Genomic DNA, 15,092 nt, shown 5'->3' on the forward strand with positions numbered 1-15,092 from the left:
AGGCAAACGTTTCTTAGGAGGTTTTCAATGAGAAAGAAAATATGGCTTATATGCCTTGCATTATTTATTACTATGATTTTCACTTCATGTAATGCAACAAATGCAAATTCGAAAGGAAAAATTAAACTTGGTGTAACAAGTTGGAAAGAAAACATTGCAACAGCAAACATGTGGAAAGTTTTATTAGAACAAAAAGGCTACAAAGTTGAACTCATGTATTTAGAAAAAGCGGCGATTTGGACTGGTGTCGCTCGTGGTGATGTTGATGCTAATTTAGAAGTATGGCTACCCGTTACGGATAAACCGCTAAACGATCGTTATAAAGATGATATTGTCTTAAAATCAAAATGGTATGAAGGTACTGGACTTGGCCTTGTCGTACCTTCTTATATGAAAAACATAAATAGTATCGAGGATTTAAATGCTCATAAAGATGAACTAGATAACAAAATTGTCGGTATCGAACCCGGTAGTAGTCTTATGAATTTAACGAATAAAGCCATGAAGGAATATGATATTAAACTAAAACTTGTCCAATCTTCTGAAGCGGCGATGATGAGTGAACTAAAGAAAGCATATACGAAAAAGAAACCAATCGCTGTTACGCTTTGGAATCCGCATTGGGGCTTTTCAGAATTTGACTTAAAATATTTAAAAGACCCTAAGAAAGTATATGGTGAAAAAGATGACATTTATTACTCTGTTCGTAAAGGTTTCGAAAAAGATCACCCGGATATCGTGAAATACTTTGATAAATGGAAAATGAACGATGAACAGCTTGGTACATTAATGGTCATGTTAAATAAAACGAAAGATCCAGAAGAAGCTGCTCGAAATTGGATTAAAAAGAATCAATCGTTAGTTGATGAATGGATTAAAGATTAAAAAACAGGCTAGAGAATTAGCATATTCTCTAGCCTGTTTTATGTTATTTTTTCTCAACGACCCCATCAACAATCCCATATTCTTTAGCTTCCTCTGCTGTCATAAAATAATCTCTTTCCGTATCATGTGCTATTTTTTCGATTGGCTTTCCTGTTCTGTCAGCAATAATTTGATTAATGTCATGCTTTAATTTCAATATTCTTTTTGCTGTAATTTCGATTTCTGTTGCTTGCCCTTTTACACCGCCAAGTGGCTGATGAATCATGATTTCACTATTAGGAAGCGCAAATCTTTTTCCTTTTGCGCCAGCTAATAGTAAAAGGGCACCAAATGATGCTGCTAAGCCCATACAAAGCGTTTGCACATCCGGTTTAATAAGATTCATTGTATCTAATATTGCAAATCCCGCTGTCGTTGAGCCGCCAGGACTATTAATATACAGGAATATATCTTTCTCTGCGTCTTCCGCTTCTAAAAATAATAATTGCGCTACTACACTGCTCGCAACCTGATCATTAATCTCTGAACCGATTATAATAATTCGGTCTTTTAATAACCTTGAATATATATCATAGGAACGTTCTCCTAATTTCGTTTGTTCTACTACATATGGAATTGCATTCATTTTAAATCCCTCCAATAATTGTTATGCCGCGCAAAGCATACAACTGTAGGAAGAAGGGTTTTTCGCATTAAATAATAAGACTGGCTGTTTAGATGGTAACTTAGTAAAATCAATTGTCGGAAGAAGTTTGGTTAATAATTCCGGCCTTTCTTCACGAATAGACGTTACTACAACTTCAATATCATCTGTGAATTCGACTATCTCAATCCCTTCTTCACTTACAGTTTTCAGCCTATTTCTACTCCGAAATAAAGAAGCTTTCACTGCCCCTTCCGATACGGAACATACTTTGGCAATATCAGCGATACTATATTGAAAAACATCCTTTAATAATAAAATTGCGGATTGCTGTACATTTAATGAAAATAATACTTTCCCTACCATTTCATGCAAATCCGCAATTTTTTCATGTGGTTCTTCAAAAGTAATTTGATCTCTTATTTTTTCATGAACTGATTTTGACTTTATTTGATCTAACCAACGATTTCTAGCTATTTTATATACAAGCGTCATACAAATATCTTTATCACCATATTTTTGAAGAACTTTACAAACTGTTTCTTGGGCAAGATCTTCGCCGTCCCATTTGTTTTTCGTTAAAAATGTACAGTACCTTTTCAATTCTCCATATTGCTCAATTAACGAGTTTATATTTGAATGATTCATATCGATATGATTTTTTAAAATATGAGTTACTTTTGTGCACAAAATAACCACTCCTTTTCAGCGCTTACTTAATTAACGATTCAACAAATAAAAAAGTTACGGGGCATATAAAAAAATTATGTTTATGTTCAAGAATTCGCGGTCATAAATATGTTATGTACAATTTTACGTGAGGAGGAACAATTTTGCCAAAATTAACAATTGAAGGTGCAGGAACTTTTGATGTAAAAGAAGGCACAAAATTAGTATTAGCGATTGAAGACAACGGTGTAAACATACTCCATCGTTGCGGCGGAAAAGCACGTTGCACAACTTGTAGAGTAGAAATTATAGCGGGTGATTTTTGTGAAGCGAGTGCGAATGAAAAAAATGCGATGACGGAAAAAGGGATTGAGGATCATTTACGATTATCTTGTCAAATGCGTGTACATAAAGATTTAGTCGTTCGTCCGGTACTTACAGTTGAGAATTCAGGTCTTGATGCTGGACCACGTCCAGCGGAATAAAGCGATGAATCTAAAACAACTCGCAGGTGAATATGCTGCAAACTTTGTAAAAAATGGAATGACAGTTGGGCTTGGCACAGGTTCAACTGTATATTGGACGATTCAAAAATTAGGTGATCGTGTAAAAGAAGGGTTATTATTTCAAGCTGTACCGACATCAAAGGAAACAGAGGCATTAGCACAGCAATTAAATATCCCATTGATTTCGTTAAACGACGTACAAAGTCTTGATCTTACAATTGATGGAGCTGATGAAATTGATCCTAATTTACAGCTTATTAAAGGCGGCGGTGGTGCATTACTACGAGAGAAAATTGTAGCCTCCTCCTCGAAAGAACTTATAATTATCACTGATGAATCAAAAGTTGTGACACGCTTAGGTACTTTCCCATTACCTGTTGAAATTATACCTTTTTCATGGAAACAAACAGAAAGTAAAATTCAAGCGTTAGGTTGTCAAACAACGTTACGTTTAAAAAATAATGAAACGTTTATTACCGATAACAATAACATAATTATTGATTGTGTATTTCCTCATAACATAACTAATCCTGCCCATTTACACACCCAATTAAAAATGATTACTGGTGTAGTTGAAACAGGTTTGTTTATAAGTATGACGAGTAAAGCAATTATCGGCACTAAAAATGGGATAAAGGAATTGTAATAAAAGCTGACTTTTTAAAGTTGGCTTTTTAGTATGTTCTTCTTCTCTTAATAGCGCTTCATTATGATATACTATGAAAACACAAGCTGATTACACTAGAAAGGACTGAACATTTTGCAATTCAAACTTATAACAGAACTTACTGATTTAGAAACTGCCTTTCATATTCGAAAAGAAGTATTTGTAAAAGAACAAGGTGTCCCTCTTGCAGATGAATTCGATACATTCGATGAAATCGGTGAGAAATGTAAACATATTTTAGTTTATTATAATGAGCTTCCTGTTGGTACAGGTCGTATACGATTTGTTGATGGTGTCGGAAAATTAGAACGTATTTGTATTTTAAAAGATTATCGTACATACGGATTAGGTAAAGTCATCATTCAAACGTTAGAAGAAATTGCTCGTAACAAACAAGTTACAAAAGTGAAGCTACACGGTCAAACACAAGCTGAAGGATTTTATAAAAAATTAGACTATCAAACTTCTTCTGATATATTTATGGAAGATGGCATTCCGCATATACTTATGACGAAAATGTTATCATAATAAAAAGGGTAGTATATGAAACTACTTTACGTATTCATATACTACCCTTTTTTATTAATAGAAAAATGAATTCTCAAGATGTCCTTTTGCATCAAAGCCCATTATCTCTTAGTTCATACCTTAGTAAAGCTTATACTGTTTTCCATAATGATAAGGCATAAATCCAGTTTGGATCCCCATTTCCTTTATAACTCTGGACTGCTTCATATACTTTTCCCTCGTATAGAACTCTATCTCCCTTTTCATATGCTTTCGTTGCATCCCACTCTTCGTATGAAGCGCTTTCAGTTTTTGTAGTAATTGTGAATATATCACTCTGTACAGATTCATTTCCAGCTACATCAACAGCTTTCACTACATATTTATAAGTAGTATTGGAGAGTAAATTTTTATCCATATAAGAAGTCGTATTGGATGTTGCAATCTTTTTCATCGATCCTTTTGTTTCTCTATAAATATCGTAATGGTCTACACCAATATTATCGTCAGATGGACTCCACATTAAATCCACACTTGACGCTGTCGTTCCCATACTATGTAATCCTTTTGGTTGTGTTGGTGCTTCTGTATCAGGAACCTCAACTGTTGTTTTTACTTTGAGCGCCGCACTTTCTTTCGAAACATTTCCAGCTGCGTCAATTGCTTTTACAGTATAAGAATATTCCGTGCTTGGTTGTAATTTTTTATCAATAAAAAGAGTGCCCGGTACAGTATCGATCATCTCTCCGTTACGGAAGATTTGATATCCTTTTACCCCTACATTATCCGTAGAAGCGTTCCATGCTAGTTCTATACTATGCGCTGTTACTTTTTGTTCCTGAATTCCATTTGGAATACTTGGAGCTTCTGTATCTAGTTTTACGTCATTGATGAGATTAATATCAATGACATTATAAAATGCATTTGCAGTATCAGCTACATCCCATACTGCTAAAATCACATGATATCCACTTCGATCAGTAGGTACATTGATTTTGTGAGTTAAATGATTTGAGGCTGCAGAACCATCATGTTGTACAGTTCCAATTGGTTCAAAATCTGCTCTTGTGAGCGCTTTATTGGGATTCCATCCTTTTTTTGTAATATAGTAATGCCATTTACTCGTTAAATGAGGCGCTGTATACTTCCAAGTAAATGTATTTTCCCCACCTATGATTGTATTTTTAAACCAACGATTGTCTGTTTGTTGATCTAAAACACCACCAAATTTACCACCTGCAGAAGCGATTTGTCCATCAACTGGGCCACCTTGCGGGAAGCCTTTTGGAGCTTCTAAACTTTGTGGTTCATACATAACACTTCCGCAATTTACATTTAGTGCACCATAAGATGGACTACATAAAGCAGATCGGCTGCCTGGCTTTTCAACAAAACCATGCGCGTATGTGTTTTGAGGAATAAGTGTCGTACCAATAATTCCGGCTGTTAATGCAACAGCTCCTAGACTTTTTTTGTTCATTTTCATGTTTTTTAGTTGTTTTAATAATCGATTATTCATGTTCCTGTCCCCTTCTTGTTATACTTCGTAGTGTATGTGGGCTTCGATGTAAAAGAATAACAAGAGAGAATCTTGTATCGATGTATGTGTTAGTTATACATACACCACAGTGAAAATATATTTCTTTTTATGTGAAATATTTCACTTAATGAATATATAATGACATAGAAATCACTAAAACACGTGCAGAAGTTGTGCAGAAACTGTGAAAGCATTACTAACACGTAATACTATGGTCAGAATTTATAAAACAGAATATTCAATCTTTCAAAATAATTGATTCTCCGCTTCATATAACAGAAAAGTGTCTATACCATTTCATATAGACACTCTTCTTATGTATAATCTTCCATTTATTACTTGCCTATAAATGTAAAAATCTCATCAACAGCTTGTTTATACCCACCAGATTTTCGAAATGACTCCTTTAAATTCAATGCAGCTTCTTTATATGATGGATTATTTAATACAAGTTCTACACTTTCACGTAGTTGTTCCACCGTTACTTCTTTCATAGACAACTTAATTCCAGCTCCTAGATTCTCTACTTGCTTTGCGATTACTGGCTGATCTGCACTTTGTGGAATTACAATGAGTGGAATCCCGTTATATAATCCTTCATGTGTACTGTTCATCCCGCCATGTGTAATAAATAGCTTTGTATATGTAAGTAGTTTCGTTTGTGGTACATAATTTTTCACAATGAAGTTTTTAGGAATAGTACCTAAATCACTTATTTTCGTTTTATTACCAATAGACATCACAATAGTATGCTCACTATTTTCAAACGTCTTCATACAGAGTTTATAAAAATCAAGCGCTTCATTAAAAACAGTGCCTAGAGAAATATAAATTGGGCTTTTTTCTTCAATTGAAGTAAAATCAAAGTCTTCATTTTTTACTTGTGAAGAAATAGATGGGCCTACAAATTTATATGTTTCATCAAACGTATCACCAAAAGGTTGAAATTCTTTAATCGTATACACAATAGTGAGTGATGCTGGATTACAAAAAACTTCATACGGTGAGTTTATTTCTACATTATATTTTTCTGCAATTCCTTTTGTTAAGTTTTGAAAATCTTTATGTATTCTATCCTGAATTTCCAGCGGGATATTTTTAGAAAGGTGGTCTAACATTTGTTTAAATGATCTTTCATCCTGCGCAAAAGATGTGCAGGAATTTATGGCAGGAAGATTGAGAATTTGAGCAATTATTTGCCCGCAGCCAAACATCGAATCATGAATCATATAATCAAAATGTTCTCCCTCAATTTGTTCAAGAACACTTGGTATAATAATATCTGCTGTATGTAAAAGACCGTTTATTCTTTCCTGCAAATAATTTCGACCACCGGAAAGAAATGCTTTTATAAACCTTTGGTCGTCAATTGTTCTTACAATAGCCCCTGTTTTTTCAATACGTTCTCTGAAAGCTTCTATTGAAAAATAAACTACCTCTTCCCCGCGCGAAACTAATTCTTCTACAACTTGCAATGTTGGATTTATATGCCCTTCTGATCCAGTATTAATGAATAAAACACGTGCCACTTTAAACACTCCTTAAGTCAAATCTATTCTAGCGTGTTAAGAATATGGATACTCTCTAAAATCTTTGTTATATACTATTCTTTCATTAAATTGACCTTGCAAGCCTAAAACCAAGGTCATCTATATGAAATGTAGGATGGCTACGTCGGCGACAAGTCGCACCACAACCTCTAGCTTCTTCAGCCCAACTGCCGCCTCGAAAAATCCGGTACGAACCATACACTTTTTCATCATACAAATCATAGCACCATTCCCAAACATTTCCTAACATATCATACAAGCCCCATGCATTTGGTTCTTTTTTTCCGACCTCATGAATATGTCCATCTGAATTTTCATTATACCAAGCAATCTCTTTCAGTTCTCCATATATGTATCCAGTCGTTCCTGCTTTACACGCATACTGCCACTCTGCTTCTGAAGGTAATCGATAACCATTTGAATCTAAATTACAACTAACAATTTGACCACGATCGCTAATAGAATAATATTCTTTTAATCCCGCTTTTTTTGAAAGTAAATTACAAAACATAATGGCATCATTCCATGAAATATTTACAACTGGCTTATTGCTATTTTTATAATCATTACATGTACTATTTGTAATAGCATCATATAATTCCATCGTTACAACATACTTTGCAAGAAGAAATGGTTTTATTTGTACTTGCCATTCTTTTTTAATTCGATCATCTCTTAATTCTACTTTTCCCGCTGGAACTTTCATCATATTAGAATCAACCTGGCCTATGAATCTATTCTTCAATCCTATCCCCCCATGTTACTTCTTTTTATAATCTAACTATTCATGGTATCTTACTTTTCTAAAAATTGTCTTACTTCATTTGAAGATTTTAAAATAATAACGTCTTTATCCTTACTCAATTGATTTAGCCTCTTTAAAATTGAAGGTCGTTTCGTTTTAGGATATTCCCATATCCATTTAAAAAATTGCAAGTCAAACCTTTCTTCACATCCAGCCGCCATATCCGGTCTTGTTTTATTCCGATATTGTACAACTCTTTTAAAAGCTCGATATACACATATTGTTCTATGAATATCAAGAAAGATAATTGTATCCGCTGCGTTAATTCTTATGTCCATCGTCCCGCCATAATTCCCATCAATAATCCACTTTTCTCCTTTAACTAATTCATTTTGAACAACTCTTTGCTCCTCTTTCGGTACACCCTCCCAATTTGGTTTCCAAAATAACGCATCAAGATGATGTACTTTAATATTTAGTTTATTCCCTAACTCTTTTGCTAATGTAGATTTCCCTGAACCACCAGAACCTATTAATATTATTTTTCTCATAAATACATACCCCTTTTCAGATTATCCTATTTCTTCCGTAACATAAACTCAAAAAACATTCCTACCCCAACACCAATTGTATAAGCAACTAAATCACTCCACAAAAATCCATAACCTAATACGAGTCCGCCTAAAGTCGTTGCACGAACACTATCTATCCATTCAGCATGGTATAATTGGCTCACTTCAATCCCGTAGCAAAACATTAAGCTAATAAAAGCCAATTTCTTCGTTTCTATTTTAGAAAATAAAAATCCGAATCCAATGAAAATCATTAACGCCCATAAAGCATCACCTAAATAATCATTTAATAGAGCCGGCAGCGCAAAAGCAAACTTTCTTGAACTAAGCCCTAAAATAATAACAAGGATTGTAAACATTGCGTATAGTAGTCTATTTCGTTTCGTATTCATTTCAAAACTCCTAATTCATCATTTAAAACTGCAAAATAGCTAGTAAAATATAATCATTTTACTAGCTATTTATTAACTGCTTTAACAATAAGAAAATGTGGATTTGTATTTAAATAGTGATAAGATTTTTCATTTACTTCTTTCATCTTTTCAACTGGCCTCGGTTCAACCATTTTTTCTAACATAAAATAATTTGTTGTTTCATTAATAATATCTTGAAGTGACCTTCTAAAAAATGCAACTTCAATTGTAATGTTTGGTTTAACCCAAGTATCTACTAATAATTGTTTTTCGAAATAACTTTCACAAGTAAACTTTGTAAAGTCCATAAAAGGATGATGAATGGAGTATATAAATTCGCCACCTGGCTTCAGTACTCGACGAAACTCCTGAAATACTTGATTCCAATTTTCTAAGTAATGAAGAGTTAACGAACTTACAATTACATCAAAAGTATGATCTTCAAACGGTAATACTTCTTGCAAGTCATGGCAAAGAAACGTTGCTTTATCCCCCATACTTTCCTTTGCAGCTTTTACCATTTCAGAACTTACGTCAATTGCAGTAACATTTGCTCCTCTTTCTACAAATTGAGAAGTATACCATCCAGCTGCACATCCGGCATCTAGTATACTCTTCCCTTCTAATTTCTTTGGAATCATCTCCATCATCGCTGGTCTTTCATAATAGCTGTTATATGGATTAGCCAAATCTAGATTTTCTTTGTATGTACTCGCTAATTTATCATATGTACCTTTGATCGTGTCTTTCAATACATCCACCCCTTATACATATTAATCTAATAACTCTTGCTGCTTTTTCTTTGAAAATGACTGTAGAACTAAATTATACGACCAATCAATCATCTTATTAATTTGCTCCTGTTCTACATCTTTATGTATATACACTGTATTCCAATGTTTTTTATTCATATGATATCCTGGAATGATTGTATCTGGATAATCGTCTCTTATTCTTATTGCAAGTTCTGGATCACATTTTAATGTTATTGCCGCTTTTTCGCCTTCTTCATGGTTCAATATCGCAAATATTTTATTATTAAGCCTCATACATGTTGCATTCCAACCATCAGGAGAATCTTCTGTCGCTTTTCTTTTCGATAAACAATACGCCCTTGTTGTCTTCATTCTCATTCACACCTCATATTTCTTTTACTATTTGATTACGATGCATCACAATTTGTTTCGTCGCTTGAAATTGTTGTTGACCATAAAACTTTATAAGTTTCTCTCCACAAAATAGGCTCACAATATCGATATGAGATATCTCTTCAAGTAGCATTGTAAGCATCTTCTCTCCAATACCTTTATTTCTTACACTACCATGTACAACAACATCTTCTATGTACGCCCGAAAAACACCATCTGAAACAACTCTAGCAAAACCAATTAACTCATTTTCTTTCCATACCCCAATTGCTATACTGTTCTTTAACATTTTTTCAATATCGATTTCTTTTCTTTCTGGCCACCAACCGACAGAATCGTAAAGTTTCTTTAATTTTTCTGCGCAGATTGGTTGATCAATTTGTAATTTATACGTGTACATTTTCTTTCTCCCATTAATAGAACATAAATTATTATAACTAATTTTATCAATATTTAAATTTAATATTAACAAGGTCGTTTACACACTTGTTAGCACCTTTCATTAAGTTACTATTATGACATTTAAGCGAATTACTCAATTCGATATACACAGTGCAGCTTCTCCTCGTATTTATTTTTCCTTACTTCCCTTCCATCACTATTTAGTTTTGGAATCCAACCTGTTACCAAACCTTCATAAGATTAATTTATATTACAGATTTTACAATTGCAATATAAACAGTTCTTCACTACCTTTCATATCCCCTCTATTAAATTACCTTTTTTAAAATTGATGAATTCGTGAATATACACAATTACTAATAAGATATTTATCTATTAAACCTTGAATTACTTGTAAGAAATGGTAAAGTTAATAAGGTAAAAAATACATTAAGTGAGGCGATTTTTTGAAAAAGTTTAGTTTATTACTAACAGCATTTGTCATGATTTTAACATTGTTCATTCCAAATCTTACAAGTGCCAAATCTTTCCCTGATGTCCAAGCTAATCATTGGGCAATTAAAGAAATTAACTATTTATCGGATAAAGGTATCATTAAAGGTACGCCAGAAGGAACTTTTAAACCGAGTGATGATGTAAATCGTGGACAAATGGCCTTAATGCTAGATTTATCATTAAAATTAGAAAAACCATCTAGCTATAATCATATTTTTTCCGATGTAGCCAAAGGTATCTATTACTATGATTCTGTACATAAGTTAGCACATAACAACATTGTACAACGCGAGACAAACTACTTCCCTAACCGCTCATTATCTCGTGCAGAAATGGCAGTAGTTCTTGTCAAAACTTTTGATTTGAAACCGACAGGTGCCGACGTAAATTTCCCTGATGTTCCATCTAATCACTGGGGTTACAATTATGTCAAAATTTTAGCTCAAAATAATATTACCGCTGGATTCCCTGATGGTACATTTGGTCCAGACGTAAAAGTAACTCGTGAGCAATTCGCTGCATTTTTGGCTCGTGTATTAGAACCAAATTTCCGTCCAGCTCTTCCTAAGCCTAAAGGTAACTTAGAGATGCATTATATTGATGTAGGACAAGGTGATGCTACTTTTATTAAATCCCCAAGTGGAGAAACGATTCTTATTGACGGTGGTAACAACGGAAAAGGTACAGTAGTAGCAAATTATTTAAAAGGATTAGGATTCCAAACTATTGATTATATGATCGCCACTCATCCTGATGCTGATCATGTAGGCGGATTAGATGAAGTCTTATATTCTATGAATGTAAAAAACGTTTACGCGCCTAAAGTAAGTCATACGACACAAACGTTTAAAGACTTTTTAACTGCAGTAGCTAACAAAGGGTTAACTATTAAAGAAGCGAAATCTGGAGTAACTTTACCAATCAATGGTTTAAACTCTCAATTTTTAGCTCCTGTTAAAGAATACGGTAACGATCTAAATGAGTGGAGTGCTGTATTAAAAGTAACACATGGTAGCAAATCTTTCTTATTTACTGGTGATGCTGAATCTAAAAGTGAAAAAGATATGATTGCAACACATGGCTCTAACCTAAAGGCTGATGTATTAAAACCTGGTCACCATGGAAGTAAGACATCTTCTTCTCAACCATTTTTAGATGCAGTGAAACCAAGTATCGCTGTGATCAGTGCAGGTGCAGGTAACCGATATGGCCATCCTACACAGGAAACTTTAGCTAAGTTAAATGCAATGGCTGTTAAGGTATATAGAACTGATTTAAATGGAACTGTAACTATTAATAGTGATGGTTCTAGCATTTCTGTAAGAACGGAGAGATAATTATGAAAAGAGGTATTATTGACCGTTTTGAAGGCGAACTAGCAGTTATTGAAGTGAATAACGTAACAATTGATGTACCTAAATCCAAACTCCCTTCCACTGCAAAAGAGGGTGATGTTCTTATAATACAGGATGATACTTATACAATTGATAAGGACGAAACAGATAAAAGAAGACGTGAAATACAAGATTTAATGAATAAGCTATTTGAATAGTAAAAAAGAGCCCTCCAAAACCTGGACGGCTCTTTTTTTGCACAAATAGTAGCTAGTTATTTTTTTATTATTTAACTTCATACCACCAACCTTTTCGATCAAGCCAGCTTTTCATTGCGTTTAATTGCGTATCACTAGTGGGTTCAGTAACAAAATATGTTAAACCATCCGATTGTAAAATGAAGGTAGCAGTCATTTTTAAAGAAGTTAACGCTCCCATAACATCTGGAGTTTCATAAGGTGAAAAGGCTCCAGATTGGATGATATTTTGTTTAGAAACTTGTGCTTGTACGTTTTCTTGTTTTGGTACTGATTCAGTAAACCAAGAAAGTGGCTTATTTCCTATCAATTGGTTTAAATCACATTTACCGATACCTGGTACATTACCTGTCTCAGTGTATTGCCAAATATCACAAGGATATACTGGTTTATTACCACCATACCTAGGAATCCATACAAAATCACTTTTTACGTTCGCCATACCGAAAGGCTCATATACATGATGCCCAACATATAAGCCAACTTTCTTAGCACCTAGTCGGCGTAACTCATCGATAAAAGCTTGTGTACCAGCTCTCATATCATCCATTGTTTTCACTTCTACATCAGCAGCCCAAACTGTAGCACTCTTATCACCACGATTCCAAAAATCTTGTGCCTCCTTCTTCGCATCAGCAATTGAAATAAAGCGGCAGAATGCATAGTTACCGAACGGAATATTTCTTGTTTTCATTGCTTGAACATAACTTTTATATAAAGGATCTACATAATTCGAACCATCCTGTATCCTAGCGATTACGAAATCTAGTTGTGGAGCTGCTACATCCCAGTTAATGTTACCGTTCCATTTTGAAATATCTACAATATAACCCATTACTTTACACCTCCTATAGCATTATTATATTCAGAGCTCGTCTTATTGCTCTTCCCCTTCAAAAAATTCAATACTGTTTGTTAGTGTACATAGTAAATAAGTTACTACCTTCTACAAAGACAGTAACTTATTTCCGATAAAAAAGAAAATCTTTGTTATACAAACCTTACTATTTGTTCCCATAATTGTAGCTGGTTGAGTAGTAGCTATAAACAAAATAAAAAGCATCACCTTGTTAGTGATACTTTTAAAATCTATTTTTCTGGCAGAATACTATTACTATAATCTCTTCTCTAAAAAGTGTTGACTATGTCCCTTCGGATGATCTTCAACAACACCATATTCTCGGTAGCCGTGCTTTTTATAAAATTCTGGTGCTTGAAAACTAAATGAATCTAGTAATATTAATCTACAAGCTTTTTCCTTTGCGATGTCTTCAATTTTATGTAATAGTTGACTGCCATAACCATCATGACGAACCGATTCGTCAACCCATAAAAAATCTATATGAAGATGATAAAAATACATCGTTCCTGTTACCCCGCCAAAGATTTTTCCATCCTCATCTTTCACTACGAAACTTACTTGTTCCATCGGCTGTTTCGCTTCATCAGTTAAAATAGACATGTTATATTGAATGACTTTATTTTTTATGTATTCTCCTTCAACGCGAGTACCGTTCTCTATGTGTTTCATATATTCCTTCCTTTCAACTTAGTAAATTACCTTTCATTTTTACTTTTCCTCTTTAAAATACTAATAAATACGAATCCACCATATGTAACAAAGCATGAAAAACCAATTATCCCTGGCACAGAAACATAGCCTATTCTTATATAACTTATAACTGCAAAAGAAGCGATAGACAGTAACATAGATGGCCAAAATAGAAGAGCTGTTTTTCTTCGCCCTTGTTTCGATATACATTCTTTCTCTTTAGAAATACGTGTACCAAAAAGTAATACAATACAAATGAAGATCGCTGCAAAGTAAATTGTATCTAACGATAAAGTGTGATCGTAAATCGCGATTCCAACTTCCAAGGCGATAATGGTTACTATTAATATAATGATTGTTGATGTCTTTAAGTTTCTTTTCAATCAATTACTCCTAGCATACTTTCACTATATTCTTTATATATGTACTTCAAAGCTACTGCAAAAACTTCATCTACCTCTTTATTTTCACGTCGATTAGGTAAATCTTTTCCCCCAATAACATAAAGAAACGGGAATTCGTTAAATATTCCTATTATACCAATATTTATTGTAGCTGAAGATAGTCCACCTGTCATATGAGCTAAGTGATATGAATGTATTCCTTCATATTCACCTTGCTGCCTTACCATACCGCTAATAATTGGTTCCCATAATTCTGCTTCTGATTTATACCCCTGAAAAATATGTACTAACAGTGAAAGAACTTCATTTAATTCTCCAACATTTTTCTCATCTCTAGCGTCCTCTTGTATATGAATTTTTGAAAAGTACGTTTGGGCATACATTTTCACAACATCCCATCCACCACAGTACATTACAACTGACTGCGCAACATAACTATCATGACATGCTATCATTACTTCTACTGCTTTACTAAGTGTTAAAGTCCTTCTCCCTTGTAAATGTGGATATAACTGCGCACTATCTTCTTTCGGATTAAATTTAACATGCTGAAGTATATCATTCCAATGACATTTATTTTCCTTCACCATTTGCGCTACTACAAATCCGATTACTACTTTTGCTGCCGATGCTAACGGAATATTTAATTCACTATTATATGAAGCAACTATACGATTGCTTTTTGTAGAATAAATAGTTATCCCAACATGATCAGATTGTATCTCTTTCATTTTTCGAATGACAGTTTCCATTTTCATTCCTCATTTCATATCGTTTTATCACCTTCAATAATTCAATATAGA

General features: G+C 33.8%; 20 protein-coding genes. 6 read left to right on the forward strand and 14 right to left on the reverse strand.

Features of this window, described 5'->3' with window-relative positions:
• Window positions 1-27: 27 nt before the first annotated feature.
• Window positions 28-885 carry a glycine betaine ABC transporter substrate-binding protein gene (locus tag ATN06_RS13980; RefSeq protein WP_060631138.1) on the forward strand — a complete coding sequence of 286 codons (858 nt, stop codon included), beginning with the start codon at window positions 28-30 and terminating at the stop codon, window positions 883-885.
• Window positions 886-928: 43 nt separating this feature from the next.
• Here ATN06_RS13980 and clpP read toward each other — a convergent pair whose 3' ends face one another.
• Both clpP and ATN06_RS13990 read right to left on the reverse strand, forming a co-directional pair.
• Complete coding sequence (clpP, locus tag ATN06_RS13985; RefSeq protein ID WP_060631139.1) at window positions 929-1,510, reverse strand: ATP-dependent Clp endopeptidase proteolytic subunit ClpP; 582 nt, start codon at window positions 1,508-1,510, stop codon at window positions 929-931.
• Between the two features lie 21 nt (window positions 1,511-1,531).
• Window positions 1,532-2,218, reverse strand: coding sequence for an RNA polymerase subunit sigma-70 (locus ATN06_RS13990; protein WP_060631140.1), 687 nt, complete (start codon window positions 2,216-2,218; stop codon window positions 1,532-1,534).
• Window positions 2,219-2,361: 143 nt separating this feature from the next.
• Here ATN06_RS13990 and ATN06_RS13995 point away from each other — a divergent pair, with 143 nt between their 5' ends.
• The 3 genes from ATN06_RS13995 to ATN06_RS14005 all read left to right on the forward strand — a co-directional run bounded on the left by ATN06_RS13995 (window position 2,362) and on the right by ATN06_RS14005 (window position 3,898).
• Window positions 2,362-2,682, forward strand: coding sequence for a 2Fe-2S iron-sulfur cluster-binding protein (locus ATN06_RS13995; protein ID WP_060631141.1), 321 nt, complete (start codon window positions 2,362-2,364; stop codon window positions 2,680-2,682).
• A 4-nt stretch (window positions 2,683-2,686) separates the two neighbouring features.
• A complete protein-coding gene (gene rpiA, locus ATN06_RS14000; protein ID WP_060631142.1) occupies window positions 2,687-3,349 on the forward strand; it encodes a ribose-5-phosphate isomerase RpiA in 663 nt (220 codons plus the stop codon).
• Window positions 3,350-3,463: 114 nt separating this feature from the next.
• Entirely contained in the window at window positions 3,464-3,898 is a 435-nt protein-coding gene (locus ATN06_RS14005; protein WP_060631143.1) for a GNAT family N-acetyltransferase, read from the forward strand.
• A gap of 130 nt (window positions 3,899-4,028) precedes the next feature.
• On the opposite strand, the gene ATN06_RS14010 is transcribed toward ATN06_RS14005, so the two are convergent.
• The 8 genes from ATN06_RS14010 to ATN06_RS14045 form a co-directional block, all read right to left on the reverse strand.
• Complete coding sequence (locus tag ATN06_RS14010; RefSeq protein WP_060631144.1) at window positions 4,029-5,396, reverse strand: lytic polysaccharide monooxygenase; 1,368 nt, start codon at window positions 5,394-5,396, stop codon at window positions 4,029-4,031.
• A gap of 356 nt (window positions 5,397-5,752) precedes the next feature.
• The gene (locus tag ATN06_RS14015) at window positions 5,753-6,946 is read right to left on the reverse strand and encodes a macrolide family glycosyltransferase (protein ID WP_060631145.1); all 1,194 of its coding nucleotides are present in this window, start codon (window positions 6,944-6,946) and stop codon (window positions 5,753-5,755) included.
• 85 nt (window positions 6,947-7,031) lie between these two features.
• Window positions 7,032-7,676, reverse strand: a complete 645-nt coding sequence (locus ATN06_RS14020; RefSeq protein WP_060633144.1) for a formylglycine-generating enzyme family protein — start codon at window positions 7,674-7,676, stop codon at window positions 7,032-7,034.
• Between the two features lie 86 nt (window positions 7,677-7,762).
• Window positions 7,763-8,263, reverse strand: a complete 501-nt coding sequence (locus ATN06_RS14025) for a DNA topology modulation protein (RefSeq protein ID WP_060631146.1) — start codon at window positions 8,261-8,263, stop codon at window positions 7,763-7,765.
• 26 nt (window positions 8,264-8,289) lie between these two features.
• The gene (locus tag ATN06_RS14030; protein WP_060631147.1) at window positions 8,290-8,676 is read right to left on the reverse strand and encodes a ribosomal maturation YjgA family protein; all 387 of its coding nucleotides are present in this window, start codon (window positions 8,674-8,676) and stop codon (window positions 8,290-8,292) included.
• 65 nt (window positions 8,677-8,741) lie between these two features.
• A complete protein-coding gene (locus ATN06_RS14035) occupies window positions 8,742-9,449 on the reverse strand; it encodes a class I SAM-dependent methyltransferase (protein WP_060631148.1) in 708 nt (235 codons plus the stop codon).
• Window positions 9,450-9,470: 21 nt separating this feature from the next.
• Window positions 9,471-9,824: an MmcQ/YjbR family DNA-binding protein gene (locus ATN06_RS14040; RefSeq protein ID WP_060631149.1), complete on the reverse strand. Its 354-nt coding sequence runs from the start codon at window positions 9,822-9,824 to the stop codon at window positions 9,471-9,473.
• A 13-nt stretch (window positions 9,825-9,837) separates the two neighbouring features.
• A complete protein-coding gene (locus tag ATN06_RS14045; protein WP_060631150.1) occupies window positions 9,838-10,245 on the reverse strand; it encodes a GNAT family N-acetyltransferase in 408 nt (135 codons plus the stop codon).
• Between the two features lie 448 nt (window positions 10,246-10,693).
• Here ATN06_RS14045 and ATN06_RS14050 point away from each other — a divergent pair, with 448 nt between their 5' ends.
• Together ATN06_RS14050 and ATN06_RS14055 are read left to right on the forward strand one after the other, a co-directional pair.
• Window positions 10,694-12,079, forward strand: coding sequence for an S-layer homology domain-containing protein (locus ATN06_RS14050; protein ID WP_060631151.1), 1,386 nt, complete (start codon window positions 10,694-10,696; stop codon window positions 12,077-12,079).
• Between the two features lie 2 nt (window positions 12,080-12,081).
• Window positions 12,082-12,294, forward strand: a complete 213-nt coding sequence (locus ATN06_RS14055) for a DUF3006 domain-containing protein (RefSeq protein ID WP_060631152.1) — start codon at window positions 12,082-12,084, stop codon at window positions 12,292-12,294.
• Window positions 12,295-12,361: 67 nt separating this feature from the next.
• On the opposite strand, the gene ATN06_RS14060 is transcribed toward ATN06_RS14055, so the two are convergent.
• From ATN06_RS14060 to ATN06_RS14075, 4 genes are all read right to left on the reverse strand, one after another.
• The gene (locus ATN06_RS14060; RefSeq protein ID WP_060631153.1) at window positions 12,362-13,168 is read right to left on the reverse strand and encodes a GH25 family lysozyme; all 807 of its coding nucleotides are present in this window, start codon (window positions 13,166-13,168) and stop codon (window positions 12,362-12,364) included.
• A 279-nt stretch (window positions 13,169-13,447) separates the two neighbouring features.
• On the reverse strand, window positions 13,448-13,864 hold the full coding sequence (locus ATN06_RS14065) for a GNAT family N-acetyltransferase (RefSeq protein ID WP_060631154.1): 417 nt from the start codon (window positions 13,862-13,864) through the stop codon (window positions 13,448-13,450).
• 26 nt (window positions 13,865-13,890) lie between these two features.
• A complete protein-coding gene (locus ATN06_RS14070) occupies window positions 13,891-14,268 on the reverse strand; it encodes a hypothetical protein (RefSeq protein ID WP_060631155.1) in 378 nt (125 codons plus the stop codon).
• Entirely contained in the window at window positions 14,265-15,041 is a 777-nt protein-coding gene (locus ATN06_RS14075) for a serine hydrolase (RefSeq protein ID WP_060631156.1), read from the reverse strand. The genes ATN06_RS14070 and ATN06_RS14075 overlap by 4 nt, the downstream gene beginning before the upstream one ends.
• Window positions 15,042-15,092: the final 51 nt, after the last annotated feature.

Origin of the sequence: Bacillus thuringiensis (assembly GCF_001455345.1) — a bacterium.
Classification (GTDB): domain Bacteria; phylum Bacillota; class Bacilli; order Bacillales; family Bacillaceae_G; genus Bacillus_A; species Bacillus_A thuringiensis_N.